Origin of the sequence: Dietzia sp. 179-F 9C3 NHS (assembly GCF_045369825.1) — a bacterium.
Lineage (GTDB): Bacteria > Actinomycetota > Actinomycetes > Mycobacteriales > Mycobacteriaceae > Dietzia.
Genome location: NZ_JBIQES010000005.1, coordinates 125850 through 152254 on the forward strand (window position 1 = coordinate 125850; position 26405 = coordinate 152254).

25 protein-coding genes and 1 other RNA gene are annotated in these 26405 nt (G+C 73.6%); 16 read left to right on the forward strand and 10 right to left on the reverse strand.

Annotated elements, in window-relative coordinates; all coding sequences use genetic code 11:
- Nucleotides 1-56 precede the first annotated feature (56 nt).
- Nucleotides 57-1082 (forward strand): CobD/CbiB family cobalamin biosynthesis protein, encoded by a 1026-nt coding sequence (locus ACH0BZ_RS08075; RefSeq protein WP_406897596.1) that lies wholly within the window; start codon nt 57-59, stop codon nt 1080-1082.
- Here ACH0BZ_RS08075 and ACH0BZ_RS08080 read toward each other — a convergent pair.
- The 3 genes from ACH0BZ_RS08080 to ACH0BZ_RS08090 are packed head-to-tail and all read right to left on the reverse strand — an operon-like array spanning nt 1025 to nt 3146.
- Nucleotides 1025-1972, reverse strand: coding sequence for an SURF1 family protein (locus tag ACH0BZ_RS08080; RefSeq protein ID WP_406897597.1), 948 nt, complete (start codon nt 1970-1972; stop codon nt 1025-1027). The genes ACH0BZ_RS08075 and ACH0BZ_RS08080 overlap by 58 nt on opposite strands.
- A 30-nt stretch (nt 1973-2002) precedes the next feature.
- Nucleotides 2003-2488 carry a low molecular weight protein-tyrosine-phosphatase gene (locus ACH0BZ_RS08085; protein WP_406897599.1) on the reverse strand — a complete coding sequence of 162 codons (486 nt, stop codon included), beginning with the start codon at nt 2486-2488 and terminating at the stop codon, nt 2003-2005.
- On the reverse strand, nt 2478-3146 hold the full coding sequence (locus tag ACH0BZ_RS08090) for an HAD hydrolase-like protein (protein ID WP_406897600.1): 669 nt from the start codon (nt 3144-3146) through the stop codon (nt 2478-2480). Before ACH0BZ_RS08090 ends, ACH0BZ_RS08085 begins: the two co-directional genes overlap by 11 nt.
- Nucleotides 3147-3213: 67 nt before the next feature.
- On the opposite strand from ACH0BZ_RS08090, the gene cobC reads away from it, so the two are divergent.
- From cobC to ACH0BZ_RS08125, 7 genes are all read left to right on the forward strand, one after another.
- A complete protein-coding gene (gene cobC, locus ACH0BZ_RS08095) occupies nt 3214-4281 on the forward strand; it encodes an Rv2231c family pyridoxal phosphate-dependent protein CobC (protein ID WP_406897601.1) in 1068 nt (355 codons plus the stop codon).
- Nucleotides 4278-5444 (forward strand): Nif3-like dinuclear metal center hexameric protein, encoded by a 1167-nt coding sequence (locus tag ACH0BZ_RS08100; RefSeq protein ID WP_406897602.1) that lies wholly within the window; start codon nt 4278-4280, stop codon nt 5442-5444. Before cobC ends, ACH0BZ_RS08100 begins: the two co-directional genes overlap by 4 nt.
- An 11-nt stretch (nt 5445-5455) precedes the next feature.
- The gene (locus tag ACH0BZ_RS08105) at nt 5456-6187 is read left to right on the forward strand and encodes a zinc ribbon domain-containing protein (RefSeq protein WP_406897603.1); all 732 of its coding nucleotides are present in this window, start codon (nt 5456-5458) and stop codon (nt 6185-6187) included.
- Nucleotides 6184-6846, forward strand: coding sequence for a histidine phosphatase family protein (locus ACH0BZ_RS08110; RefSeq protein WP_406897604.1), 663 nt, complete (start codon nt 6184-6186; stop codon nt 6844-6846). The genes ACH0BZ_RS08105 and ACH0BZ_RS08110 overlap by 4 nt, the downstream gene beginning before the upstream one ends.
- A gap of 14 nt (nt 6847-6860) precedes the next feature.
- Nucleotides 6861-7304: RNase P RNA component class A (gene rnpB, locus ACH0BZ_RS08115), an RNA gene on the forward strand.
- A 68-nt stretch (nt 7305-7372) separates the two neighbouring features.
- The gene (locus ACH0BZ_RS08120; protein ID WP_406897605.1) at nt 7373-8800 is read left to right on the forward strand and encodes an RNB domain-containing ribonuclease; all 1428 of its coding nucleotides are present in this window, start codon (nt 7373-7375) and stop codon (nt 8798-8800) included.
- Between the two features lie 43 nt (nt 8801-8843).
- Nucleotides 8844-9017 (forward strand): SPOR domain-containing protein, encoded by a 174-nt coding sequence (locus ACH0BZ_RS08125; RefSeq protein WP_406897607.1) that lies wholly within the window; start codon nt 8844-8846, stop codon nt 9015-9017.
- A 42-nt stretch (nt 9018-9059) separates the two neighbouring features.
- Here the strand turns inward: ACH0BZ_RS08125 and ACH0BZ_RS08130 are convergent, their stop codons facing one another.
- Nucleotides 9060-10721: a CHAD domain-containing protein gene (locus ACH0BZ_RS08130; RefSeq protein ID WP_406897608.1), complete on the reverse strand. Its 1662-nt coding sequence runs from the start codon at nt 10719-10721 to the stop codon at nt 9060-9062.
- Nucleotides 10722-10857: 136 nt separating this feature from the next.
- Between ACH0BZ_RS08130 and ACH0BZ_RS08135 the strand changes: the two genes are divergently transcribed.
- Both ACH0BZ_RS08135 and ACH0BZ_RS08140 read left to right on the forward strand, forming a co-directional pair.
- On the forward strand, nt 10858-12357 hold the full coding sequence (locus ACH0BZ_RS08135; RefSeq protein ID WP_406897609.1) for a flavin-containing monooxygenase: 1500 nt from the start codon (nt 10858-10860) through the stop codon (nt 12355-12357).
- Nucleotides 12358-12437: 80 nt separating this feature from the next.
- Nucleotides 12438-13256 carry an SDR family NAD(P)-dependent oxidoreductase gene (locus ACH0BZ_RS08140; RefSeq protein WP_406897728.1) on the forward strand — a complete coding sequence of 273 codons (819 nt, stop codon included), beginning with the start codon at nt 12438-12440 and terminating at the stop codon, nt 13254-13256.
- A gap of 33 nt (nt 13257-13289) precedes the next feature.
- Here ACH0BZ_RS08140 and pip read toward each other — a convergent pair whose 3' ends face one another.
- Complete coding sequence (gene pip / locus ACH0BZ_RS08145; protein WP_406897610.1) at nt 13290-14276, reverse strand: prolyl aminopeptidase; 987 nt, start codon at nt 14274-14276, stop codon at nt 13290-13292.
- Nucleotides 14273-15148, reverse strand: coding sequence for a 3-methyl-2-oxobutanoate hydroxymethyltransferase (gene panB / locus ACH0BZ_RS08150; RefSeq protein WP_406897612.1), 876 nt, complete (start codon nt 15146-15148; stop codon nt 14273-14275). The genes pip and panB overlap by 4 nt, the downstream gene beginning before the upstream one ends.
- Before the next feature lie 68 nt (nt 15149-15216).
- Between panB and glnA (ACH0BZ_RS08155) the strand changes: the two genes are divergently transcribed.
- The 5 genes from glnA (ACH0BZ_RS08155) (at nt 15217) to ACH0BZ_RS08175 (ending at nt 21573) form a co-directional block, all read left to right on the forward strand.
- Nucleotides 15217-16557 carry a type I glutamate--ammonia ligase gene (gene glnA, locus ACH0BZ_RS08155; protein ID WP_406897614.1) on the forward strand — a complete coding sequence of 447 codons (1341 nt, stop codon included), beginning with the start codon at nt 15217-15219 and terminating at the stop codon, nt 16555-16557.
- Entirely contained in the window at nt 16554-19637 is a 3084-nt protein-coding gene (locus ACH0BZ_RS08160) for a bifunctional [glutamine synthetase] adenylyltransferase/[glutamine synthetase]-adenylyl-L-tyrosine phosphorylase (RefSeq protein ID WP_406897616.1), read from the forward strand. The genes glnA (ACH0BZ_RS08155) and ACH0BZ_RS08160 overlap by 4 nt, the downstream gene beginning before the upstream one ends.
- Before the next feature lie 83 nt (nt 19638-19720).
- Nucleotides 19721-20089, forward strand: coding sequence for a hypothetical protein (locus tag ACH0BZ_RS08165; protein WP_406897617.1), 369 nt, complete (start codon nt 19721-19723; stop codon nt 20087-20089).
- On the forward strand, nt 20086-21045 hold the full coding sequence (locus ACH0BZ_RS08170) for an endonuclease/exonuclease/phosphatase family protein (protein WP_406897618.1): 960 nt from the start codon (nt 20086-20088) through the stop codon (nt 21043-21045). The genes ACH0BZ_RS08165 and ACH0BZ_RS08170 overlap by 4 nt, the downstream gene beginning before the upstream one ends.
- Nucleotides 21046-21060: 15 nt before the next feature.
- Nucleotides 21061-21573: a DUF732 domain-containing protein gene (locus ACH0BZ_RS08175; RefSeq protein ID WP_406897619.1), complete on the forward strand. Its 513-nt coding sequence runs from the start codon at nt 21061-21063 to the stop codon at nt 21571-21573.
- A 119-nt stretch (nt 21574-21692) separates the two neighbouring features.
- On the opposite strand, the gene glnA (ACH0BZ_RS08180) is transcribed toward ACH0BZ_RS08175, so the two are convergent.
- Nucleotides 21693-23126 (reverse strand): type I glutamate--ammonia ligase, encoded by a 1434-nt coding sequence (gene glnA, locus ACH0BZ_RS08180; RefSeq protein WP_406897620.1) that lies wholly within the window; start codon nt 23124-23126, stop codon nt 21693-21695.
- Between the two features lie 218 nt (nt 23127-23344).
- On the opposite strand from glnA (ACH0BZ_RS08180), the gene ACH0BZ_RS08185 reads away from it, so the two are divergent.
- Nucleotides 23345-23833 carry an RDD family protein gene (locus tag ACH0BZ_RS08185; RefSeq protein WP_406897621.1) on the forward strand — a complete coding sequence of 163 codons (489 nt, stop codon included), beginning with the start codon at nt 23345-23347 and terminating at the stop codon, nt 23831-23833.
- Nucleotides 23834-23887: 54 nt separating this feature from the next.
- On the opposite strand, the gene ACH0BZ_RS08190 is transcribed toward ACH0BZ_RS08185, so the two are convergent.
- The 3 genes from ACH0BZ_RS08190 to lipB are packed head-to-tail and all read right to left on the reverse strand — an operon-like array spanning nt 23888 to nt 26398.
- Complete coding sequence (locus tag ACH0BZ_RS08190) at nt 23888-24643, reverse strand: DUF4191 domain-containing protein (protein ID WP_406897622.1); 756 nt, start codon at nt 24641-24643, stop codon at nt 23888-23890.
- A gap of 45 nt (nt 24644-24688) precedes the next feature.
- Nucleotides 24689-25699: a lipoyl synthase gene (gene lipA, locus ACH0BZ_RS08195; RefSeq protein ID WP_406897624.1), complete on the reverse strand. Its 1011-nt coding sequence runs from the start codon at nt 25697-25699 to the stop codon at nt 24689-24691.
- 21 nt (nt 25700-25720) lie between these two features.
- Entirely contained in the window at nt 25721-26398 is a 678-nt protein-coding gene (lipB, locus tag ACH0BZ_RS08200) for a lipoyl(octanoyl) transferase LipB (protein ID WP_406897626.1), read from the reverse strand.
- Nucleotides 26399-26405: the final 7 nt, after the last annotated feature.

Sequence of the window (26405 nt, forward strand, 5' to 3'; positions counted from 1 at the left end):
CATCGGCCCCACGGGGCCCCGTCCTGGCGCGGCGGGTGGGGTGGCAGTCTTGGGCCATGCGTTGTTCTCCCGACCCGTACCGCCACCTCGGCATCGCACTGGGGTTCGCGGCCGACCTGGTCTGGGCAGACCCCGGGCGGTACCACCCCGTCGCCGGGTTCGGCCGCCTGGCTCTCGCCCTGGAGGATGCCCTGCACCCGGTCGGCGACGCGCCCGTGCCGAGCGGACCCGTCGCGCGGGTCCGCGGCGTCGCCCTGACCAGCGTCCTCGTGGGCGGGGCCGCGGTGTCGGTGGGGGCGGTGGACCGCGCCCTCGCCGCGCGGCCCGCGTGGCGCGCGGCGTGGACGGCGACCACGGTGTGGGCGAGCCTGGGCGGGACCTCGCTGCTGGGGGTCGCCGCTCGGCAGGCGGACCTGCTCGGGTCCGGAGACGTGGCCGGGTCCCGTGCGTTGTTGCCGTGGCTGTGTGGCAGGGACCCGTCGGCGCTCGGCGTGGATGACCTCGCCCGCGCCGTGGTGGAGTCGGTGGCGGAGAATACCTCCGACGCCTCCGTGGCGACCCTTCTCTGGGCCGCGGTCGCCGGCCCGGCCGGGGCGGCCGCGCACCGTGCGGCCAACACACTCGACGCGATGGTGGGGCACCGCTCCGAGCGCTACCGGGACTTCGGGTGGGCCTCGGCCCGGCTGGACGACGTCCTGGGGTGGCCGGCCGCCCGCGCGGCGGGGCTGCTCACTGCGGCGCTGGCGGGGGTGGCCGGCGGCCGGGCCCGGGAGTCGCTCCGGGTGTGGCGCCGCGACGCCGCCGCGCACCCCAGTCCCAACGCCGGCGTGGTCGAGGCGGCCACCGCCGGCGCGCTCGGCGTGCGACTGGGCGGGCGAACGCCGTACCCCTACGGGGTCGAGCACCGGCCGACCCTCGGCGACGGGGCGGCGCCGGGCCCGGCGGACGTGCGGCGGGCGGTCCGGCTCATGCGCGCGGTGCAGGTCGGTGCTGCCCTGGTCGCAGTGGCGGGCCAGGCCTCGGCTCACGGCTGGCGGAGCCGGTCCCGACGCCGGGCGGCGCGCCGCTGCTCGGCGTCGTAGCGTTCGCCGTACCTGTCGAACATCGCGCGGTCCCGGGCGGCGAGGTCGGGGTCGGGGGTCCCCTCGTCGTTGCCGGCCGGGTCGGGGGCGCCGCCCTCGCCGTCACCCCCGCCGCCCGCCGGGGCCGCGGACGACGGCGGGTGCGTGTCCTGCTCGGCGACCCGGCGGCGCGCGCGCATCTCGCTCCACGCGAAGTATGCCAGTCCCACGGGGGCGAGCAGGCCGAACAGCAGCCACTGCAGGCCGTAGGAGAGGTAGGGGCCGCTCTCGATGCCCGGGACCGGCGCGGGGGTCAGCGACCCCGGCTGGTCGCCGATGAGCTGCAGGTAGCCGGCTGGTTCGAGGTCGTGGCCCAGGGTGTCGCCGAGCACGGCGGGGTCCACCACCCGGACTGCCTGCCGCCCGCCCACGAGCACCGGCTCGGCCTGGCCCGCCTCGGTCGCGCGGAGGCGCGCGGTGATCTCGACCGGCTCGGACGGGGCGCGGGGGTAGTCGGGCACGGTGTTGTTCTCGCCGACGGGAACCCACCCGCGGTTGACGAGGAACTCCTCGCCGTCGGCGCTCCGGAACACCGTGAGGATCTGGTAGACCAACTCGCCGTCGACGGAGCGCAGGCGCAGCAGGGCCTCGGCGTCCGGCTGCCAGGTGCCCTCGAGGGTGACGAGCCGCCACTCTCGTTCGACGAAGTCGGCCGGGGACTCCACGACCTGCCCCAGGGGCTCCGGGGCGGCCTCGATGGATTCGGCGAGGCGGGCGTTGCGGGCGTCCAGGTCGTCGTTCTTGCCCAGCTGCCACGGGGCGAGCAAGGCGAAGCAGGCCCACGTGAACAGGACCACGGCCAGCAGGCCGAGGACCCATCCGGGGCTGAGGAATTGCCGCAGTGCCTGCATTCCTCCAGCGTAACCGTCCCGCGCCGGCGGCTACCCGAGCAGGTCGCGGACCTCGTCCACCAGCCCGGGGAGGGCGGCGGTGATCTCGACGCGGGTGCGCCTGAAGTCGGAGTGGTCGCCGTAGTAGGGGTCGGCCACGTCCTCGCCGTGGGCGTCGGGGTCGAACGAGCGCAGCAGGCGCACCCGGTCTGGCTCGACCCCCACGTGGTGCAGGTGCGCGCGGTGCCCGCGGTCGAGCGCCACGAGGAGGTGGGCGGTGTGGTCGTCGTCGGCGAGCTGCGCGGCGGTGTGCGCCGAGGGGTAGCCGTGCCGCTCGAGCTCGGCGGCGGCGCGCGGGTCCATGCCGTCGCCGACGTGCCAGCCGCCGGTGCCGACGCTGGAGACGGTCACGCGGTCGGCCAGCCCGGCCTCCTCGAACGCCCGGCGCGCCATGATCTCGGCCATGGGGGAGCGGCAGATGTTGCCGGTGCAGACGAACACGACCCGCAGGGCCCCGGGGGCGGCGTCACCAGGCATGGACGATCCTCTCCAACACGGTGGTGTCGGCCGCGGACCAGCGGGCGGTGTCCCACTCTCGGGGCGAGCCGTAGCCCCAGCGCACGAGCGCCGTGGGGATGCCGTGGTGGGCCGCGCCCTCCACATCGTGGGCGCGGTCGCCGATCATGAGCACCTCGCCGGTGCCGCCGCGGGTCGCGGGGACCGGCTCGATCCCGAGCGCGGCGAGGCTGTGCGCCACCACGTCGACCTTGGCCGAGCGGCCCACCGCCAGGTCGGCGCCGCCGATAAAGGCGAAGTGGTCGGCGAGCCCGAAGTGGGTGAGGATGCGTCGTGCCGACGTCTCGGCCTTGCTCGTGGCCACAGCCATCCGGTAGCCGTCGGCGGCCAGACGGGCCAGCAGGTCGTCCATGCCCTCGAAGACGGAGTTCTCCGACCAGCCGATCGCGTCGTAGCGCTCCCGGTACGCGGCCAGCGCGCGCTCGGCGCGGTCGCCCTCGAGCCCGAGCGAGGCGAGGGTCTCCGGCATCGGCGGGCCGGCGATCTGCCGGATGTCGCGCGAGTCGTCCCAGGCGGAGTCCACGGCCGCGAGCGCGTGGTGCAGGGAGGCGGCGATGCCGGGCAGGGAGTCGGTGATCGTCCCGTCGAGGTCGACGAGCAGGGTGGGGCGGACGGACATGGCCCCATCCTGGCAGAGACGCGTCCCGGCGGCCCCACGGCCCGGTCGGCGGCTCTAGGCTACGGGCATGACCGACGCCGCGGGGCTCGACGCGCTGCGCCACCACGGGGACGCCGACCTCGTCCCCGGCGGCCGCGACTTCGCCGTCAACGTGCGCGGCGACGCCCCGCCCGGGTGGTTGCGCGCGCGTCTCGCGGCGCGGGTGGGCGACCTGGCGGCGTACCCCGGGGGTGACGACGACGAGGCCGCCGTCGCCGCCGTCGCCGCCCGTCACGGGGTGGGCCCGGAGCGCGTCCTGCTCCTGGGCGGCGCGTCGGAGGGGTTCCACCTGCTCGCCGACCACGCGGCGCGCCGCGGACTGCAAGCCGCCGTGTTCCACCCGTCGTTCACCGAACCGGAGCTCGAGCTGCGCCGCGCCGGCGTGCCGGTCGAGAGGGTCGTGCTGGACGCGCCGTTCCGGCTCGACCCGGCGGCGGTCCCGGCGGAGGCCGACCTCGTCGTCGTCGGCAACCCCACCAATCCCACCTCGGTCCTCCACCCCCGCGCGGACGTCGCCGCCCTGTGCCGCCCCGGGCGGGTCACGGTGGTCGACGAGGCGTTCTGCGACGTGGTGGCGGACGAGGCGTCCCACACCCTCGCCGGGGCCGCGCTGCCCGGGCTCGTGGTGCTGCGCTCGCTCACCAAGACCTGGGCGCTCGCCGGGCTCCGGGTGGGGTACGCGGTCGGCGACCCGGCCGTCCTCGCCGACCTCGCGGACCGGCGCCCCCACTGGCCGCTCGGGACGTTGCAGCTCGAGGCGATCCGCGCGTGCCTCGGCCCGGAGGCGGAGGCCGGACTGGCCGCGATCCGCGCGGAGGTCGCGGCGCAGCGCACGGCCATGCTGCGGGCGCTGGGGGCCGCGGGCATCGCCGTGGTGGTGCCGCCCGAGGCGCCGTTCGTACTGGTCCGGACGCCGCGCGGCGTGGACCCGGTGGCGTTCCGGGAGGGGCTGGCCGGGCGGGGGATCGCGACCCGCCGGTGCGACACCTTCCCCGGACTGGACGCCGGACACCTGCGGCTGGCGGTGCGCGAGGGCACGATGGTGAACGAGCTCGTCGCCGCCTGGCGGGCCGTGACGGAAGGGATGCGACGATGACCAGCGGGCCCACCCTCGCCGACGTGATCGACCTGCTCGAGCACGCCTACCCGCCGCGGCTGGCCGAGTCGTGGGACCGCGTGGGCCTGGTCGCGGGCGATCCCACTGCGGACGTGGAGACCGTCGTGGTGGCCGTGGACGCCACCGACGCGGTCGTCGACCACGCCCTCGCCGTGGGCGCCGACCTCCTGCTGGTCCACCACCCGCCGCTGCTGCGCGGCGTGCACTCGGTGGCCGCGGACACCCCCAAGGGCCGGCTGCTGCACCGGCTCATCGCCGGCGGCTGCGCCCTCTACGCCGCCCACACCAACGCGGACTCGGCCCGGCCGGGCGTCAACGACGCGCTCGCCGAGCTGCTCGGCCTGGAGCCGGGGCGGCCGCTGGCCCCGTCCGGCGACGGCACCGTGGACCGCTGGGTGTTCACCGTCCCCGCCGACGACGCCGAGGACGTGCTCGCCGCCGTGTTCGCCGCCGGCGCCGGCCGGATGAGCGGCTACACCGAGTGCTCGTTCACCCTCGAGGGGACCGGCCGCTTCCGCCCCGGCGACGGCACCGACCCGACGATCGGCACGGTCGGCGAGCCCGAGGAGGTGCGCGAGGCCCGTGTGGAGTTCGTGGCCCCGCCCGAGCTGCGGTCGGTCGTCCGGCGCGCCCTGGTGGCCGCCCACCCGTACGAGGTGCCGGCGATGGACGTGCTGGTCAACCATGCCGCCCCCGGGCCTGGTCCCGCGAACACGGGGCTGGGCCGCGTCTGCGAACTGCCCGAGCCCACGACCCTCGCGGCGTTCACCGCGCTCGTCGCCGAGCGGCTGCCCGCCACCGAGTGGGGCGTCCGGGCGGCGGGCGATCCAGGCGCTGAGATCCGGCGCGTCGCCCTGTGCGGCGGGTCGGGCGACTCGCTCCTCGGCGCCGCGCGGGCGGCGGGCGCCGACGTCTACCTGACCGGCGACCTGCGCCACCACGTCGTCGACGAGCACCTCCGCGAGGGCGGGCCGATGCTCGTGGACGCCGCGCACTGGGCGCTCGAGTTCCCGTGGTGCGCCCAGGCCGCCGCCCTGCTCGAGGAGGGGGTGGGGGTGACCGCGACGGTGTGTGACCCGCGCACCGACCCGTGGACCGTGGCCGCCGGGCACGGCGCGGGGGGCGACGCCGCCGAGCGGTAGGCTTGACGGTCATGAAGGCCGATCCTACCGACCAGCGTCGACTCGTCGAGCTCGCCGACCTCGACCGGCGGCTCTCGGGTCTCGAGCACCGGCGCCGGGTGCTCCCCGAGCAGGACGACCTCGACCGCCTGGAGGCCGAGCGCCGCGCGGTCTCCGAGTCCGCGGCCCGCGCCCGCATCCACCTCGAGGACCTGGACCGTGCCCTCGCCAAGTTGCGGTCGGACCTGCGGGCCGTGCGGACCCGGCGCGAGAAGGACGCCGCGCTGCTCGCCGGCGGCGGTGTCTCCGAGCGGCAGGCCACGGAGCTGGAGTACGAATTGCGTTCCCTCGCCCGCCGGCAGGAGGCGCTCGAGGCCGAGCTCGCCGAGTTGGACGAGCGGCGCGAGGCCGTCGAGGCGGACGTGCAGCACTCCGGGGCCGCCGCCTCCGACCTCGACGTGCGGCTGGCGGATGCGCGGTCGGCGCGTGACACCGCGCTCGCCGACCTCGAGGACGCCGTCTCGGCGAGCACCGCCGAGCGCGCCCGCGCCGCGGAGCAGGTGCCCGCCGACCTCCTCGCCCTCTACGCCCGTAACGTGGCGCGCGCCGGGGTCGGCGCCGCGGTGCTCGGCGGTGCGCGCTGCTCGGGGTGTGCCATGGACCTGGACAGGGAGACGGTCGCGGCCTTCCGCGACGCCGCCGACGACGAGGTTCTCACCTGCCCCGAGTGCGGCGTGATCGTGGTCCGCGCCGAGGCCTCGTGAGCGCGGGGGAATCCGGCCCCGGGCCGGGCTGGACCGGCGCGACCGGCCGCCCCACGCGGATCGTGCTCGCCCGGCACGGGCAGACCCCGCTCTCGGTGGAGCGCCGCTACTCCGGCCAGGGCGATCCCGACCTCACCGACCTGGGTGTGCGCCAGGCCGAGCGGACCGCCGAGCGTCTGGCCGCGATCCCGGGCCTGTCGGCCGTCGTGACCTCGCCGCTTCGCCGCTGCCTCGCGACCGCCGAACGCGCCGCCCGGGCCGCGGGCGTGCCGCTGGTGGTGGAGGACGACCTCGTCGAGACCGACTTCGGCGCCTGGGAGGGCCTGACCTTCACCGAGGCCGCCGCCCGTGACCCCGAGGTGCACTCCCGCTGGCTCGGCGACACGGCCGTGCCGCCGCCGGGCGGCGAGAGCTTCGCGGTGGTCCGCACCCGCGTCGAGCGCGGCCTGCGCCGCATCGTCGGCGAGCGGCCCGGCGGGGTGGTGGCGGTGGTGAGCCACGTGACCCCCATCAAGCTCGCCATCCGGGCCGGCCTCGGTGTGGGCGACGAGCTGCTCTTCCGCCTGCACCTGGACCTGGCCTCGGTCTCCGACGTGCGCTTCTACCCCGACGGTCCCACGTCGGTGCACCTGGTCAACGACACCTCGCACCTCGACTAGACTGGTCTGACGAACGAGCCGGCCGGACGGCCGCGGTCCGGGAACCGGCGCACCCGCTGCGCCAGGCCCGCGACCGAGGAAAGTCCGGACTCCACAGAGCAGGGCGGTTGCTAACGGCAACCCGGGGTGACCCGCGGGACAGTGCCACAGAGAACAGACCGCCGCGCCCGGGCCCTTCGGGGAGCGGCCGCGCGGTAAGGGTGAAACGGTGCGGTAAGAGCGCACCAGCGCCCCGGGCGACCGGGGCGGCTCGGTAAACCCCGCCCGGAGCAAGGTTGAAGGACGCACCGGAGACGGTGCGGCTGCGCGGATGTACTGCAGAGATGCAGAGGAGGGCTGCTCGCCCGAGTCCGCGGGTGGACCGCTCGAGGCACCCGGCGACGGTGTGTCCAGATGGATGGTCGTCGCCCCTCCCTCGGGAGGGGGCACAGGATCCGGCTTACAGGCCGGCTCGTTCGCCGCCCGGTGTTCTCCGCCGGCGGCCGACTAGTCTCGGCGACGGCAGCCGACCAGAAAGCGAACGCCCATGATCCTGCACGCCGACGCGATCGACTTCGACGGCCTGCGCGCCGAGTTCGACCTGCCCGGGGCGTTCCCGCCGGAGGTCGAGCGGGACGCCGCGGAGGCGACCGACCGGCACGCGGGCGAGCGGGCCGACCTCACCGAGATCCCGTTCGTCACCATCGACCCGCCCGGCGCCAGAGATCTCGACCAGGCCGTGCACATCGAGGCCGTGGGCGACGGGCACCGGGTGCGGTATGCGATCGCGGACGTCGGCGCGGTCGTGAAACCGGGGTCGGCGCTGGAGGCGGAGTCGCTGCGCCGCGGCCAGACCGTCTACCTGCCGGACGGCGCGATCCCGCTGCACCCACCGGTGCTCTCGGAGGGCTCGGCCAGCCTGCTGCCGGACGAGGTGCGCCCGGCCGTGGTGTGGACCGTCGAGGTGGACTCCGAGGGAGAGACCGTCTCCGTGGCGGTGGAACGCGCGACCATACGGTCGACCGCGCGTCTGGACTACGCAGGTGTCCAGGCCGATGCCGACACGGGCCGTCTCCACCCGTCGATCGCCGGGTTGCCGCTGCTCGGCGAGCGTCTGCGCCTGCGCGGGGTCCGGGCCGGGGCGATCTCGCTGCGGCTGCCGGCCCAGGAGGTCGTGCGGTCGGAGTGGGGGTGGACGTTGGCGATCGAGCCTCATGTCGCCGCCGACGAGTGGAACGCTCAGATCTCCCTGCTCGTGGGCCGTGCTGCCGCGGGCCTCATGGTGGAGGGTGGGATCGGCCTGGTCCGCACGCTGCCCGACGCGCCCGCCGAGGTGATCGACGAACTCCGCCACTCGGCCACCGCGCTGGGGCTGGCCTGGTCGGCGTCCGAGGGGCTGGGCGCGATGCTCGACCGGGTGGACCCCAACTCCCCGGCGGGCATGGCGATGATGCGCGAGGCAACCAAGGGTCTGCGCGGGGCCGGCTACACCGTCCTCGGCCCGGGGCTCGATGCGGCCACGCTGGGTCACGCCGGCATCGGCGGCGTCTATACCCACGTCACCGCCCCGCTGCGGCGGGTCGTGGACCGGTACACCGCCGAGGCGTGCCTGGCGCTGTACGCGGGCCGGCCCGTCCCGGACTGGGTCACCACGCGGCACGACGAGCTCACCGCGGCCATGCGCGAGTCCGACCGCGTCGCCGGGCGGGTCGACCGCGCGTGCGTGGACCTGGCCGAGGCTCTCGTCCTCGAGGGGCTCATCGGCACGGAGCGGCCCGTCGTGGTGCTCCGGGCGCCCGCCGGGGGCGGGCCGGGCGAGGCCTGGTGCGCGGACCCGCCGGTGTTCGGCGACTGCTCCGGACCCGCCGGGGTGGGCACGCGGGTGACGGCCACGGTGGCCGAGGCCGACGTCGCCGAGCGGCGGGTCCGCTTCGCCGTGGTCGATCCCGGTGGCGAGCCGCCGGTGCGGGGGTAGGTTCGACAGCAGCAGGAGACCGTCCGAGTTCGAGGAGGCCGTCGTGAGCGGCGAGAAGTGGTACTACGACACGGAGAAGGGCCAGGCGGTCCAGGGCAAGGTCACCAACTGGGACACCCGCATGGGCCCGTACGGCTCCCGCGCCGAGGCCGAGGCCGCGCTCGGCAGGGCCAGGGCCCGCAACGAGGAGTGGGACGCGCAGGACGAGCACGACTGAGCCGCCCGGGCGGCCCGGCCGGGCGGCTCCCGCCGACCCCGGTCAGTGCTTCTTCTTGCCCTTGTCGCCCTTCTTGCCCTTGCGGCGACGCGCGGCGCGCCGCGATTCGGCCAGCTCCCGATAGGCGGCGGTGACCGTCGCCGCGTCGTGCTCGAACCCGGCCAGTGCCCGCTCGGAGAACCCGCGCTCGTGCTCGAACAACACGCCGAGCCCGAAGGTGGACTCGCCGGCGGCCTCGGCGCGCCGGGCGATCCGCCGCAGCCAGAACCGGGCGGTGACGCTGTCCTGCACGTCGCCCAGCACGGTGTGCAGCCGCTGGCAGGCGGTCCGCAGCGGTGCCACCGACAGGTCGCCGGACTCGGGCAGGGCGTTGACGTTGCGGCGCAGCGCCTTGGCGCGCTTGCGGACCACGTGGGTGAGCTCCTCGCGCTGGGCGAGCGTGAGATCGAGCGAGTCGAGGTCGCGTTCGGTGCGGGTGCGGACCTTGGTGAACTTGGCGAACTGGCGGTCCACGCCCCGCAGCACCATGTCCTGCGCCGCGCGTTTGCGCTTCGTGGGCGAGACGCCGGAGTTCTCCTTCGACGTCGCCTTCTCCTTCTTCTTCCCGCCGCCCGCGGCGGGGTCCGAGCCAGCCACCTCGACGAGCTCGTGCAGCCGGTCCACCAGCTCGAGGTAGCGGTCCGAGGCGAGCGCGGCCGCGACGCGGGTCTGCGCCCGGCGCTCCTCGGCGCCGAGCTCGGTGCGGATCCGCTCGCGGGTCACGGGAGAGACCAGGTCGTCGGTGAACTCCTCGGCCAGCCGCTCCAGCCGTTCGTCCACCACCTGGAGGTCGCGCACCTTCCCCAGGACCGCGGCGAGCACCTTGAGCTCGCCGAGGAGGGCGGGAAGGTCGAGGTCCGTGTCCTCGGTCTCGGCGGTGAGCTCCGTGGCGTAGGTGCCGATGGTGCTGCGTAGCCCGCGCACGGCCACCCGCATCTGATGGATGCCCCGCATCGCGCCGCGGCGGGCGCCGGGGTCGTGGTCGAGGAGCTGGTTGAGGTCCGCCGCGAGGGCGTCCTTGACCGCCGAGACGCCCGGGGGAAAGGCGGCGGGGAGGGTGCCGAGGGCGCGGGCGAGCTTGGATTCCGACGACGAGGGTGTGCCCCCGGCGGCGGCGCACGCCGCGGAGACCGCGGCCAGGTGCTCCTCGGACCCGGGCAGGTCCGGATCGACGATCTCCGCTTCCCACTCCCGCCAGTCGCCCCCGCCGCCGGTGGTGACGCCGGTCAACGACTCGGTGGTCACGCGATCGTCGCAGAACTCGACCACCGGCACGCCGGCGTCGTCGCGCAGGAGCAGCACCCGGCGCTCGTTGTCGATGCGGGCCACCGGGGTCAAGGGGCGGTTCCGGACCAGGCCCGCGACCGCCGCCACCAACTCGGCGGGGACTTCGTCGTCGTCACCGAGCGGGGCGTGCAGTTCGAGCCGGCCCGTCTCGGCCGGGAGCTTGAGGTGCCAGCCGTCGTCGTCCCCGCCCGTGCGGCGGCGGAGGGTGATCTTGTGGCGGGTGAGCGAGAGGTCGGCGGTGTCGAGATAGGTGGCGGACAGGCGGTGCACCACGGGCTCGCCCGCGACCAGGGGCGCGAAGGCGTCCGGCGCGGGCGCCGGGGTCTCGTCCCCGACCTCGAACTTGCTCTCGATCTCGACGTGGGCGCTGCTCGTCATGGCTTGGTTGTACCAGGTCCGGGTGAACCGTGGCCCTCACGCAGCCCTACGGGAACTGACCGGCGGGTAGGGTGGGCGTGGTTCCGGTCACAGGGTTCCGGGGCCAGGAGGACGCCGGAGCCGAGGGGGAGAACCAGTGGATCAGACGACCAGGGTCGACGTACTCGTCGTGGGGGCCGGCTTCTCCGGCCTGGGCGCGGTCATCAAGCTCGGCGAGGAGTGGTTCGACGACGTCGTGGTCCTCGAACGGGCCGCCGACGTCGGCGGGACGTGGCGCGACAACCACTATCCCGGCGCGGCCTGCGACGTGCCCTCGCACCTGTACTCCTACTCCTTCGCCCTCAACCCCGGCTGGTCGCGCGCGTTCTCGCCGCAGGGCGAGATCCACGACTACATCCGGCGGACCGCCGAGCGGGCGGGGGTGCGGGAGAAGATCCGCTTCGGCGTGGAGGTGACCGCCTGCGGCTACGACCCGGACCGGGGGCGCTGGACCGTCCGCACCACGGCGGGGGAGTACGACGCCCGCGTACTCGTCCTGGGCGTGGGCGCCCTGTGCGAACCCAACTACCCGGACATCGAGGGGTTCGCCGACTTCGCCGGCGAGGTCTTCCACACCGCCCGCTGGGACCACTCGGTCCCGCTCACCGGCCGCCGCGTGGCGGTCATCGGCACCGGCGCCTCCGCCGTCCAGGTGGTGCCGTCGATCGCGCCGACGGTCGGACACCTGGACGTCTACCAGCGCACCGCCCCCTGGGTATTGCCCCGGATGGACCGCCCGTACCCGCGACTCGAGCGCGCCGCCTACCGCAAGATCCCCGGCCTCCAGCGGGCCGTCCGGGCACTGCAGTACGCGAGCCGTGAGTTGCAGGTCGTGGGCCTGACCCGCACCCGGTCCGCGCTCGCGCCGATCCGGGCGCTGGCCCGCGCGCACCTCGCGATCCAGGTGCGCGACCCCGAGCTGCGGGCCCGGCTCACCCCGCGGTACGAGATCGGCTGCAAGCGGATCCTGCTCTCCAACGACTGGTACCGGGCGCTCACCCGGTTCAACGTCAACCTCGTCACCGACCCTATCGAGCGGGTCTCGCCCCGCGGTGTCGTCACCGCCGACGGCGTCGAGCACCCGGCCGACGTCCTCGTGGTTGCCACCGGCTTCCACGTCACGGACTCCCCGTTCTTCGAGCGTGTCCGCGGAGTCGACGGGCGGACCCTCGCCGACACATGGTCGCGCGAGGGGATGGAGGCCTACAAGGGCACCACCGTCGCCGGCTACCCCAACCTGTTCGTGCTGGTGGGGCCCGCCACCGGCCTGGGGCACTCGTCGATGATCTACATGATCGAGTCGCAGCTGGCCTACCTCGTGGACGCGCTGCGCACCATGCGCGACCGCGGCCTGGCCACCGTCGAGGTCCGCGAGGCCGTCCAGGACGCCTACAACGCCGAGCTGCGCGCCGACACCGGCGAGACCGTGTGGGTGACCGGGTGCAGCAGCTGGTACCTCGACGCCAAGGGCAACGCGCCCGCCGTCTGGCCCGATTTCACGTTCCGGTTCCGCAACGCCACGCGGCGCTTCGACCTCGGCGCCTACCACCGCACCCCGACCACCGACCCCGCCGTCCTCCGGGAGCCGGCCCGGTGAAGCTGCGTGTGCCCCGCATCCCCGTCCAGACCGTCCTCGGCACCGTGGGCTCCGTCCTCGACCGCCGCCCGCGTTGGCGAATGGCGGACAAGGTCGTCGTCATCACCGGCGCAGCGTCGGGCATCGGCCGCGAACTGGCCGTCGAGGCCGCCCGGCGCGGAGCCCGGCTCGCACTGAGCGACGTGGACGCGGACGGCCTGGCGGCCACCGCCGCCCTGGCGGACTCCGTCGGAGCGCCCGAGGTCCGCACGGACCGGCTCGACGTCACCGAACAGGGCTCCGTCGCCGAGTACGCCGACCAGGTGGCCGCCCACTTCGGGGTGGTCCATTGCGTGATCAACAACGCCGGCATCGCGTTCACCGGCACGGTCGAGCAGTCGTCCTACAAGGACATCGCCCGCGTCATGGACGTGGACTACTGGGGTGTCGTCCACGGCACCAAGGAGTTCCTGCCGTACCTCATCGCCTCCGGTGACGGCCACCTGGCCAACCTCTCCAGCATCTTCGCCTTCACCTCGATCCCCACCCAGAACGCGTACAACGCCGCCAAGGCCGCGGTGCAGCAGTTCACCGAGTCGCTGCGCATGGAGCTCCTCGCCGCCGGGCACCCCGTGGACGTCTCCTGCGTCCACCCGGGCGGCATCCGTACCGCCGTGGCCCGCAACGCCGGGGTGGCCGAGGGGCTGGACCAGGCGGGCATCGCCCGGGCCTTCGACGAGCACCTCGCGCGCACCGACGCCCACGAGGCCGCGCGCGTGATCCTCGACGGCATCGAGTGGCGCAATCCCCGCATCCTCGTGGGTCCGGACGCCTACGTCCTCGACGTGCTGGTGCGGCTGTTCCCGGTGACCTACCAGAAAGGCGTCGTGATCATGGCCAAGCGTGCCGGCCTGGTCTGACGCGCCGGACCGGCCGGACCGGCCGGACGGGGCTCAGCGCCGGAAGCGGTCTGTCGCCTCGAGCAGGTGGTGGGTCGTGCCCGGCTCGGCCATCGCGTGGCCGGCGTCGGGCACGATGTGCAGCTCGGAGCCCGGCCACGCCCCGTGCAGGTCCCATGCGTTGGCCACGGGGCACACCACGTCGTAGCGGCCGTGGACGATCACCGCGGGCAGGTGCGCGATCCGGTCCATCCGGTCGAGGATCGCGCGGCCGGCGAGGAACGCGTCGTGGACGAAGTAGTGGTTCTCGATGCGAGCGAACGCCAGCGCGAAGCGGTCCGGGTCGTCGTCGGTCGCGGCCGGGCGGGGCAGCAGCGTCGACGTGGTGGTCTCCCACGTCGTCCACGCCCGTGCCGCCGCGAGCTCGGTCTCGGGGGCACCGCAGTGCAGGAGGCGGTGGTAGGCGGCCACGTGGTCGTACCCGGGGGCGGCGACGGCGTCCGGGCCGTCGGCCGCGAGCAGCGGGGCGAGGTAGCCCTCCCACGCCTCGGGGAACAGGTGGGCTGCTCCGCCACGATAGAACCAGTCGATCTCCTCCGTGCGGCACAGGAAGACCCCGCGGAGGACGAGTTCGGTGACCCGCTCGGGGTGCTCCTGGGCATAGGCGAGGCCGAGCGTGCTGCCCCACGAGCCGCCGAACACCTGCCAGCGGTCGATGCCCAGGTGTTCGCGGAGCCGCTCCAGATCGGTGACGAGGTGCCACGTGGTGTTGACGGCGAGGTCCGCGCCGTCCGCGACGTGTGGGGTGCTGCGCCCACACCCGCGCTGGTCGACGAGCACGATCCGGTAGGCCGTGGGGTCGAACATCCGCCGGTGCTGCGCCGAGCACCCACCGCCGGGGCCGCCGTGGACGAACACGACCGAGGTTCCGTCGGGGGTGCCGCATGTCTCCCAGTAGAGGAGCTGGCCGTCGCCCACGTCGAGCATCCCCGTCTCGTACGGCTCGATCTCCGGGTACGGCGCGCGTCGGGGCGCGTTCATCGGGCGAAGCTGTGGTCCGCGTCCGGGAAGTCGCGGGTGCGGACCTCGGTCGCGTACTGCCGCGCCGCCTCGCGGAGGGTGTCGCCGATCTCGGCGTAGCGCTTGACGAAGCTGGGGGAGCGGCCCGTGGCGTAGCCGGCCATGTCGGTCCACACCAGCACCTGGGCGTCGCACCCGTTGCCGGCGCCGATGCCGACGGTGGGGATCGCGATCTGGTCGGTGACCCGGGCGGCCACGTCGGCCGGCACCATCTCGAGAACCACCGCGAAGGCGCCGGCCTCCTGCACCGCGCGGGCGTCGGCGAGCAGCTGCTCGGCCGCCTCGTCACCGCGACCCTGAACCCGGAAACCGCCGAGCCCGTGGACGGACTGCGGGGTGAAGCCGATGTGGGCCATCACCGGGATACCGGCCTCGACGATCGCCCGGATGCGGGACGCCATGCGCACGCCGCCCTCGAGCTTGACCGCCTGGGCGCCGCCCTCGCGCATGAGCGTGATCGCGGAGGCGACGGCCTGCTCGTCGGAGACCTCGTACGAGCCGAAGACCATGTCGGCCACGACGAGCGCCCTCGGGGCGCCGCGGACCACCGCACGGACCAGGGGCAGGAGTTCCTCCGTGGTGACCGACGCCGTGGTGTCGTACCCGTAGACCACGTTGGCGGCCGAGTCGCCCACGAGCAGGACGGGGACGCCGGCCTCCTGGAAGAGGCGGGCGGAGGTGAAGTCGTAGGCGGTGAGCATCGGCCACGGCTCACCCTTGGCCTTGAGCTCGGCGAGGTGGTGGATTCGGGTGACCCGGGTCAGGCCCTCGGACTGCGCGGCGGGGGTGGCAGCCCCGGATCCGTAGACGGGGGTGTCGGTGCTGTCGCTCATGGTCGCGAGTCTGCCACGGCCGCGCGATGTCACACGGCCGTAACACGACAGGCACTAGGTTGGGGGGCATGAACCGCCAGCAGGAGTACGTTCTCAGGACGCTCGAGGAGCGCGACATCCGGTTCGTCCGGCTCTGGTTCACCGACGTGCTCGGCACCCTCAAGTCGGTGGCCGTCGCCCCCGCCGAGCTCGAGGGTGCCTTCGGGGAGGGGATCGGGTTCGACGGCTCCGCCATCGAGGGCTTCTCCCGGGTCTCCGAGGCCGACACGGTGGCCAAGCCCGACCCGTCCACGTTCCAGGTCCTACCGTGGGCGCACGCCGACGGCGGCCAGCACTCGGCGCGTATCTTCTGCGACATCTTCAACCCCGACGGCAGCCCCAACTGGGCCGACCCCCGGCACGTCCTGCGCCGCCAGCTCAACAAGGCCGCCGACCTCGGCTTCTCCTGCTACGTCCACCCGGAGATCGAGTTCTTCCTGTTCAAGAGCCTCGAGACCGACGGCGCCGAGCCGGTGCCCACGGACAGCGGCGGCTACTTCGACCAGGCCGTCCACGACACCGCGCCGCACTTCCGGCGCCACGCCATCGAGGCCCTCGAGGCGATGGGCATCTCCGTGGAGTTCTCCCACCACGAGGGGGCGCCCGGGCAGCAGGAGATCGACCTGCGTTACGCCGATGCGCTGAGCATGGCGGACAACATCATGACCTTCCGCTACATCGTCAAGGAGGTGGCCATGAACAACGGGGTGTGGGCGTCGTTCATGCCCAAGCCCCTGCGCGAACACCCGGGCTCGGCGATGCACACCCACATGAGCCTGTTCGAGGGCGACACCAACGCGTTCCACGACCCCGACGACGAGTACCAGCTCTCCGGGACCGCCCGGTCCTTCGTGGCGGGGATCCTGCAGCACGCCCCGGAGTTCTCGGCCATCACCAACCAGTGGGTCAACTCGTACAAGCGTCTCATCGGCGGCGGTGAGGCGCCCACGGCCGCCACGTGGGGCCGGGCCAACCGCTCGGCGCTCGTGCGCGTGCCCATGTACACGCCCAACAAGTCCTCCTCCCGCCGCATCGAGGTGCGCAGCCCTGACTCGGCGTGCAACCCCTACCTCGCGTTCGCGGTGATGTTCGCCGCCGGCATCAGAGGCGTCCAGGAGGGCTACGAGCTCCCGCCGGAGTCCGAGGACGACGTGTGGACCATGAGTCGGCGGGAGCGCCGCGCCATGGGGTACACCGACCTGCCGGGCAGCCTCGAACAGGCGCTCAACGCGATGGAGGAGTCCGAACTCGTGGCCGAGGCGCTCGGCGAGCACGTCTTCGAGTTCTTCCTCCGCAACAAGCGTCGAGAGTGGAACGAGTACCGCAGCCACGTCACCCCGTACGAACTCCGCTCCTACCTCGCGCTGTGACCGGGGACCAGTCCCGTCCGAGGCTCCCCAGCCCGGGGCGCCTCGGGCTCCTCGACGACCGCGCGGCCGGCTGGCTCGACTACCTGGGCTGGACGGACGAGGAGTCGATCCCGACCCTGTGGTCGCTGTCGCGCGCGCCAGACCCCGACCTCGCGCTGGGCGCCCTCGTCCGTCTCCGGGAATCGCTGGCGTCGGAGTCGCACGGCAGGTCCGCGACGGCGCGCGCTGGGCACGAGACCGGCGTGGCCGCGCTCGACTCGGCGCTGCGCACCGACCCCGAGCTGCGGGGTCGGCTCCTCGGGCTCCTCGGCTCGTCGAGCGCGCTGGGCGACCACATCGTGGCCGAACCCACCCGCTGGGCCCTGTTGCGGTCCGGGCTGCCGACCCGGGAGGACGTCCTCGCCGACATGCTCGCCGCGGTCGAGGCGGTGCCGGAGGAGCCTGCCGAGGGGGCGCCGGAACCCACCCAGTCGGCGGACCTCCGTTCGGTGGGGACCTACCGGGCCGGCGTGACCGGCGGTGCGGCGATCAACGCGCTGCGGTCGGAGTACCGGAACCACGTCGCGCTGCTGGCCGCGCACGACGTGGGGGCGACCGTGGAGGACCTGCCGCCCCTCGCCTTTACCGATGTGGGCCACCGGCTGTCCGACCTCGCCGACGCCGCGCTGACGGCCGCCCTCGCCGTGGCGGTGGCGACCGTCTACCCGGACGGCCCGATGCCCGGCCGGCTGGGCGTGGTGGCGATGGGCAAGTGCGGCGCCCGCGAGCTCAACTACATCTCCGACGTCGACGTGATCTTCGTCTCCGACCCCGCCGACGCCAAGACGGCCCGGGTGGCGGGGGAGATGATGCGCATCGGCTCGATGGCCTTCTTCGAGGTGGACGCCGCGCTGCGGCCCGAGGGCAAATCCGGCGAACTGGTCCGCACCCTCGACTCTCACGCAGCCTACTACAGGCGTTGGGCCAAGACGTGGGAGTTCCAGGCGCTGCTCAAGGCCCGGCCGATGACCGGGGACGTCGCGCTGGCAGAGGAGTACCACGCCATCCTGTACCCGATGGTGTGGTCCGCCGCCGAGCGCGACGACTTCGTCCACGACGTCCAGGCCATGCGCCGCCGGGTGGAGGAGAACGTCCCCGAGAACCTCCGCGACCGCGAGCTCAAGCTGGGCCGCGGCGGACTGCGGGACGTGGAGTTCGCCGTCCAGCTCCTCCAGATGGTGCACGGCCGCACCGACCCGGACCTGCGGGTGACGGCGACGATCGACGCGCTGGGCGCGCTGCGGGCCGGCGGATACATCGCCCGCGAGGACGGCGCCGAGCTGCTCTCGGCCTACGAGTTCCTCCGGCTGCTCGAGCATCGGCTCCAACTCCAGCGCTACAAGCGCACGCACCTGCTCCCGCCGGCGGACGACGCCGAGCAGATGCGGTGGTTGGCGCGCGCGGCGGACATCCTGCCGGAGGGGCGGCACGACGCCGCGGGCGTTCTCGAACGTGAGCTCAAGACGGTCCGGCGCCGGGTGCGGGGCCTCCACGAGAAGCTCTTCTACCGCCCGCTGCTCGACTCGATCGCGGCCTACGACGCCGAGGCGCTCTCCCTGACGTCCGAGGCGATGGAGCGGCAGCTCGCCGCCCTCGGCTTCGGCTCCCCGCGCAACGCGCTCGGGCACCTGCGGGCGCTCGCCGGGCAGAACAACCGGCGGGGCCGGATCCAGGCGCTGCTCCTGCCCACCCTCATGGAGTGGCTGGCGGACACCCCGGACCCGGACGGTGGCCTGCTCTCGTACCGCAAGCTGTGCGAGGAGCACCAGGAGCTCTCGTGGTTCCTGCGGACACTGCGGGACGACCCCTTCGTGGCCCGCAGGCTCATCACGGTGCTCGGCACCTCCGCGTTCGTCGCGGAGTTGCTGTTGCGGGCCCCCGAGGTGATCCCGGACCTCACCGACGGCGCCGAGGGACCGCTGCTCGTGGTCTCCGGGGCCGGCGACATCGCCTCCGCGCTCACCGCCGCGGCGGCCCGGCACCGCACGCCGGAGCGGGTCATTGCGGCCGCCCGCGCGCTGCGGCGCGCCGAGCTCGCGAGGATCGGCGCCGCCGACGTCCTGCGGCTCATCTCCGTGCCGGACGTGGGCCGACGGCTCTCGGCGGTGTGGCGCGCCGTGCTCGAGGCAGCGCTCGCCGCGGTGGCCCGTGACTCGGTGGAGCAGGGGGAGGACCCGCCCGCCCGGCTGGCCTACATCGGGATGGGCCGACTGGGTGGCGACGAGCTGTCCTACGGCTCGGACGCCGACGTCATGATCGTCTGCGACCCGGCGGAGGGGGTCTCGGACGAGGAGGCGGTCCGGTGGGCCACCCAGGTGGCGGACCGGGTGGGCAAACTGCTGTCGACGCCGTCGTCGGACCCCCCGCTCGACCTCGACGCCGACCTCCGCCCGGAGGGGCGCAGCGGCGCGCTCGTCCGGACCCTGGGGTCCTACCGCGCCTACTACGCCAAGTGGGCGGAGACCTGGGAGCTGCAGGCGCTGCTGCGGGCCTCGTTCGCGGCCGGCGACCGAGAGCTGGGCGTGGAGTTCCTCCACATGATCGACGAGTTCCGCTACCCGGAGGACGGGGTGCCCGCCAAGGTCGTGCAGGAGATCCGACGCATGAAGGCGCGGATCGACTCCGAGCGCCTGCCGCGTGGGGCCGACCCGGCCACACACACCAAGCTCGGTCGCGGTGGCCTGGCGGATGTGGAGTGGACGGCCCAGCTGCTCACCATGCAACACGCCTCCCGCGTGCCGGGACTGCACACCACGTCGACACTCGAGGCGCTCGACGCGGCGGCCGCCTCCGAGCTGCTGTCCGAGGCCGAGCGCGAGGCGCTGGTGCAGTCCTGGATCATGGCCGGCCACGCGCGCAACGCGCTCGTGCTGGCGCGCGGCAAGGCGATCGACCAGCTCCCCACCCAGGGTAAGGTCCTGTCCGCCGTGGCCGCCATCTGCGCGGGTGACGCCGACGGCTCCGGGTTCCTCAACGAGTACCTGCGCGTGACCCGCCACGGTCGCAAGGCCGTGGACCACGTGTTCTGGGGCGAGACCTGAGCCGGACCCCGGGGTCGGGTCCGGGGCCGGTGACCGGGGTTCTCCCCGATGCGCCGGCCCCGCCGCGTCGTTAGCCTGGGGGTATGGCTGTGACGATGACCCTCACCCTCACCCTGGACGGCGTGACCTACGGCGAGCTGTACGAGTTCGTCGATGCGGTGCGCGCCGCCGGTGTGCCCGCCGACGAGCGGGTCCGGTGCATCGGCTCGGACGAGAAGGGCGACCGCTTCGAGGTGGAGGTCGGCCCCGACCGTCGGCGCGCGGGAGCGGCGCGGGCCGCGTCGGGGGCGCTCGTGGGCACCCCCGTGGCCCCGGCCGCCACCGAGTCCGGTGGCCCCGCCGCGCCGTCGACCGCGAAGATCGCCGAGACCGTGCGGTCGATGGTGCGCAACGGCGACGACCTCGACCGCGTGATCGCCGTGCTGGGAGAACTCCGCACGTTCCTCCGGTGACCGGCCGCCCGGTCGCCCGCGCCCTGGCCGCCCTCTGCTCCCTGGTCGCCGCGGCCGGGATCGCCCTGCACCACTCCCGCTCGGAGGTCCCGGCGGTGCTCGTGGCCGCGACCTTCGCCTTCTGGGCGTGGGCGTTTGCGATCCCCGCCCTGCTCGCGGCCCTGCGGGCCCGCTCGGGCCTGCTCGTGGCGCTCACCGTGGGGCTCGTGGGCGCCGGCGTCGCCCAGTACGCCCCGCTCGTGGTGCCGGGCCGGGGTGCCGACGGCGAGGGCGTCCCGTTGCGGGTGCTGGTGCAGAACCTGGAGTTCGGGCGGGCCGACCCCGGCGAGGTGGTCCGCGCGGTCCGTGACGGCGGGGTCGATCTGGTACTCACCGTCGAAGCCACCCCGGAGGCGGTCGACGGCCTGCGCGCGGCCGGGCTCACGGGGGACCTACCCCACGAGGCGCTGGCCCCCGCGCCGGGCACCGCGGGGGTGGCGGTGTGGTCCCGCCACCGACTCGGCCCGCCCGAGCTCGTCCCCGGCTTCCGGATGGGGGTGCTCCAGACGGTGATGGACGGCCCCGCCGGGCCCGTCACCGTGGTGGCGGCCCATCCGGTGGCCCCCGTCTTCGACGGCCCGGGTGCGGTCGCCGAGGCGGCCCTGCTCCGCCACTACCTCGGGGCGTTGCCCGGCCCCGCCCCGGTGGTCGTGGGCGGCGACCTCAACGCGACCTGGGGCCATGTGCGGTTCCGGGACCTGCGCGGGCTCGGGTACGTCGATTCCGTCTCGGGGGGAGGGGACGGCTGGGTGCCCACGTGGCCGGCGGACCGCCGGTTCCCGCCGCTCATCGGCATCGATCACGTTCTGGCCCGCGGGGCCGCCGGGGTGGGGGAGACGAGCACGGTCCGGATCTCCGGGTCGGACCACCTCGGCGTGGTCGCGACGGTGCGTCTTCCCGCCGGACGGCCCGGGTGACCTAGCATGCGCACCATGAACTCACGATCGCGAGTCCGCGCCGTCCTCGCGGCCGGCGCCGCAGTGGCCGTTCTGACGACGGGCTGCGGGGGGACAACCGTGGAGGGTGAGGCGCCCGAGGTGTCGCCGCAGACCTCGTCCACGCCGACGAGCACGCCGTTCATCGAGGAACGCCCCGTCGAGCCCGAGTCGTCGGTCTCGCCCCCGCCGCCCCCGCCCGAGGAGCCGGAACCCCAACCCGACGCCGAGCCGGAGCCCGAGCCGGCACCTGACGAGCCCCCGCCGCCCGCCCCCGGCGGCGGCGACTTCGCGGGGCTGCTCCAGCAGAACGGCATCGCGATGCCGGAGGGCGTGGACCCCGTCGCCACGGCCACCGAGGCCTGCGGGCGGTTCGACCAGGGCCAGCCGATGACCGAGGTGTCCGGGTGGCTGGGCGAACGCGCCGCGCTCGACCTCGACCAGCAGGGGTTCTTCCTCGGCGCGGCGGTGGGAACGTACTGCGCGCACAACTTCCCGAAGCTGGGCTGACCGGCGCGGGCCCCGCCCCGGCGTTACCAGTCGATCTCGCCGGGCACTCGGGACAGTGTGAGAAACCGCGGGGCCCCGCCGGAGAATCCTCCGGCGGGGCCCCGCGGCGGGTGGCCTGCTCAGCAGTCGTAGTAGAGCTCGAACTCGTGGGGGTGCGGGCGCAGGTTGACCGGGGCGATCTCCTTCTCACGCTTGTAGGCGATCCAGTTCTCGATGAGGTCCTCGGTGAAGACGCCGCCCTCGGTGAGGTACTCGTGGTCGGCCTCGAGGCGGTCGATGACGGCCGGCAGGGAGGTGGGCGCCTGCGGGATGTCGGCGGCCTCCTCCGGCGGGAGCTCGTAGAGGTCCTTGTCGACCGGCGCGAGCGGCTCGATCTTGTTCTTGACTCCGTCCAGTCCGGCCATCATCATCGCGGCGAACGCGAAGTACGGGTTTCCGGAGGAGTCGGGGCAGCGGAACTCGATGCGCTTGGCCTTGGGATTGTTGCCCGTGATCGGGATGCGCACGCAGGCCGAGCGGTTGCGCTGCGAGTACACGAGGTTGATCGGCGCCTCGTAGCCCGGGACGAGCCGGTGGTACGAGTTGATCGTGGGGTTGGTGAAGGCCAGCAGCGACGGCGCGTGGTGCAGGATGCCGCCGATGTAGTGGCGGGCGATGTCCGACAGCCCCGCGTAGCCGGACTCGTCGTGGAACAGCGGCTGGCCGTCCTTCCACAGCGACTGGTGGGCGTGCATGCCCGACCCGTTGTCGCCGAAGATCGGCTTGGGCATGAAGGTGGCGGACTTGCCGTTCTTCCAGGCAGTGTTCTTGACGATGTACTTGAACAGTTGCACGTCGTCGGCGGCGTGGAGCAGGGTGTTGAACTTGTAGTTGATCTCCTGCTGCCCGCTGGCGACCTCGTGGTGGAACCTCTCGAGCTCGAAGCCGGCGTTGGTGAGGTTGGTGGACATCTGGTCCCGCAGGTCCACGTACTGGTCGTACGGGGCGACGGGGAAGTAGCCGCCCTTGGGGCGCACCTTGTAGCCGAGGTTCGGCGAGCCGTCGATGTTGGTCTCGGCGGCGGTGTTCCAGCCGGCCGAGTCCGCGTCCAACTCGTAGAACGAGCTGTTGGGGGTGGAGCCGTACCTCACCGAGTCGAACACGAAGAACTCGGCCTCGGCGCCGAAGAAGCAGGTGTCGGCGATGCCCGTCGAGGCCAGGTACTCCTCGGCCTTGCGGGCGACGTTGCGGGGATCGCGGCTGTAGGCCTCGCGGGTGAAGGGGTCGTGGACGAAGCAGCTGATGTTGAGCGTCTTGGCGGCCCGGAACTGGTCCAGACGGGCCGTGGCGACGTCGGGAAGCAGCATCATGTCGGATTCGTGGATCGACTGGAACCCGCGGATCGACGAGCCGTCGAATGCCAGGCCGTCCTCGAACACGTCCTCGTCGAACGCAGCGGCGGCGATGGTGAAGTGCTGCTCATTACCCGGCAGGTCGGTGAACCGGATGTCGACGTACTCGACGCCCTCGTCCTTGATGTACTTGATGACCTCGTCCGGAGTGGAGAATCCCACGGTGTCGCTCCTCGTCTCTCTTGGCGGCGGGTGACCGGTGCCTCCCGTCGTGCGATGACCTCACGGTAGGGGGGCGGTGTTGCCCGGCCGTCAACCGAATGTTTCGGCGGTGTTACGCGACGTCGCGGGTGTCCCGGCCCTAGGGGACGAGCCTAGTCGCCCCCGGCGGCGGGGCCGGTGACATGGGGTTTCCGGCCGCCCCCGCTACCCTTGTCGACATGCGTGAACTCACCGGATCCTGGCTCACGGGCCCCGCCTCCTCCGGCGACGGGCCGGAACAGGCCTACAGGGGCGAGCGGCTCGGCCTGCCCGAGTACGGCGAGGGCTCGATCGCCTCGCTGGGGGTGCGCATGGGTGCGCTCCTCGTGGACTGGCTCCTGGCGTACGCGATCGTAGGGGCGACCGTCGCCGTGGCCGGGCCCGGCGCCTTCGGCGCGGAGAGCTTCGCCGGCGTCGCCAGCTGGGCCGTCCTCTTCCTGTGGGGCGTCATCGGCGTGATCTGCGTGTGGCTCTTCGCCCAGACCCCCGGTCAGGCGCTGCTGGGGCTCGGGGTCGCCAGGATCGACGCCCACGAGCGGGTCGGACTGTGGCGCTCGGTCGTCCGCGTGCTCTTCATCGTCTTCCTGCTTCCGCCGCTCATCCAGGACGAGGACGGCCGCGGCATGCACGACCGCGCCACGGGTACCGCGCTCATCCGTACCCGCTGAGTCGCCGCGGCGCCGGCCCGGTCGCCGCGGCGCGGGATCAGCTACGGCGCGGGATCAGCTACGGCGCCGGGCGGAGCGTTGCATGTTGCGGACCTTGGCGCCCTGCGGGAGCGGGCCCTTGGGCATCTGGTTCTGGATGCCGGTCTTGGTGCTCAGTGCGCGGAGGCGACCGTCGAGCGCGTCGACCTTCGCCCGGTCGATGTTCATCGGATAGCGGGTGAGGCGGCGGGTGAGCTTGCGCAGCGGCACCTGCTCGGGGCTCGCGCCCTCCTCCTCGCCCACGATGAGCTCGTAGATCGGGGTGTCGCCCACGATCCGGGCGACCTTCTTCTTCTCCTGCGCCATGAGCGGCTTGAGCCGGTGTGGCTGCCCCTCGCCCACGAGCACGATCCCGCAGCGGCCGACCACGCGGTGCACGGCGTCAAAGTTGGTCGTGGCGGCCACGGCCTGGCTCACGCGCCACCCCGAGCGGAGCTGGTCCAGCGCCCACGCGGCCGCGCCCGGCTGGCCCTCGGCCCGCGCGTAGACGGTGTTCTGGACGCGTCGGGTGAACACGAGCATGGCGAGCATGACGCCCACGAGCACTCCCAGTGGGAGCATCCACCACTGCCCGCCCCACAGCATGCCCAGGAGGAAGAACGCCGCGGCCGAGAGCACCACGGCGCCGATCATCAGTGGCCACAGAAGCTTGTCCTGCTTGGACTGGATCTTGAGCGCCTGCCACATCTGGCCTCGCTGCTCCTTGGCGGCCTGCCGCCGCGCGGCCCGGGCCGCCTTCTTGTCCGCCTTGCTGACCTCGCTCTTCGCCATGCCCACCAGGATACGTGGCGGACACCACGGTTCGGGAACCGCGGCTCAGGCGCGGGTGCGTTCCAACACGCTCGAGGCCTCCTGGGCGGCGGAGCCCTCGGTGGTGAGGTGGCGGAGGTTCTCCGGAACCTCCTGGCCACGGTGTGCCATGGCCTGGGCGTAGAGCTTGCCCGCGCGGTACGAGGACCGCACCAGCGGTCCGGCCATGACGCCGGCGAACCCGATCTCGCGCGCCTGGTCCGACAGCTCGACGAACTCCTCGGGCTTGACCCACCGGTCGATGGGGTGGTGCCGCGCGCTCGGGCGCAGGTACTGGGTGATGGTGATGAGGTCGCAGCCCGCGGAGTGCAGGTCGCGCATGGCCTCGACGATCTCCTCGGTGGTCTCGCCCATGCCGAGGATGAGGTTGGACTTGGTCACCAGGCCGAAGTCACGGGCGGCGCGGATCACCTCGAGCGAGCGGTCGTAGCGGAAGGCCGGGCGGATGCGCTTGAACACCCGCGGCACCGTCTCGAGGTTGTGTGCGAGCACCTCGGGCCGGGAGTCGAAGACCTCGGCGAGCTGGTCCGGGTTCCCGTTGAAGTCGGGGATGAGGTTCTCCACACCCGTATTGGGATTGAGCTCGTGGATCTTGCGGACGGTCTCCGCGTACAGCCACGCGCCGCCGTCCTCCAGGTCGTCACGTGCCACCCCGGTGATCGTGGAGTAGCGCAGGCCCATCTCGCGCACCGACTCGGCCACGCGCCGCGGCTCGTCACGGTCCAGGGCGCTCGGCTTCCCGGTGTCGATCTGGCAGAAGTCGCACCGCCGCGTGCACTGCTCGCCGCCGATGAGGAAGGTGGCCTCGCGGTCCTCCCAACACTCGTAGATGTTGGGGCAGCCCGCCTCCTCGCACACCGTGTGCAGACCCCCTCCGCGCACGAGGCCCTTGAGTTCCTTGTACTCCGGGCCCATGGTGGCGCGGGTGCGGATCCACGACGGCTTGCGTTCGATCGGGGTCTCGGCGTTACGGGCCTCGATGCGGAGCAGCTTGCGGCCTTCGGGAGTCACAGTCACGCCCCCGAGGGTACGCCGCTTTCAGGACACGGGCAGCCGGCCGTCGAGGGCGTCCACCAGGTCGGTGGTGACCTGGTCGAGCACCTCGGCCACCGTGACGTCCCGGTCGAGTTCCGCCGAGAGCGAGGTGACACCGGCGTCGGCGATGCCGCAGGGGACGATCCGGGAGTACGCGCCGAGGTCGCAGTCGCAGTTGAGGGCGAAGCCGTGCATCGTCACGCCCCGCTGCACCCGGATCCCGATGGCCGCGATCTTGCGCTCGGGCCGGTCGCCGTCGGCCGCGCACCACACGCCCGACCGGCCCTCGACCCGGCCGGCCTCGACCCCGAGCCGGGCGCAGCTGGTGATGAGCGCCTGCTCGATGCGGCGGACGAACTCCACCACGTCCACCGGCTCGGCGAGCGCCACGAGGGGGTACCCGACGAGCTGGCCCGGGCCGTGCCACGTGATGCGGCCGCCCCGGTCCACGTCGACCACCGGCGTGCCGTCGACGGGGCGGTCCGACGGTTCGGTGCGCTTTCCCGCCGTGTACGTGGGCGGGTGCTCCAGCAGCAGCAGCGTGTCACCCCGGAGACCGTCGGCCCGCTCGGTGGCGAGCGTGCGCTGCAGCTCCCAGGTGGGCGTGTACTCGGCGGTGCCGAGGCGGCGGATCTCCAGCTCGGCCGGATCGCGGCGTAGGGACTGACCGGTATGGGACATGCCGTCC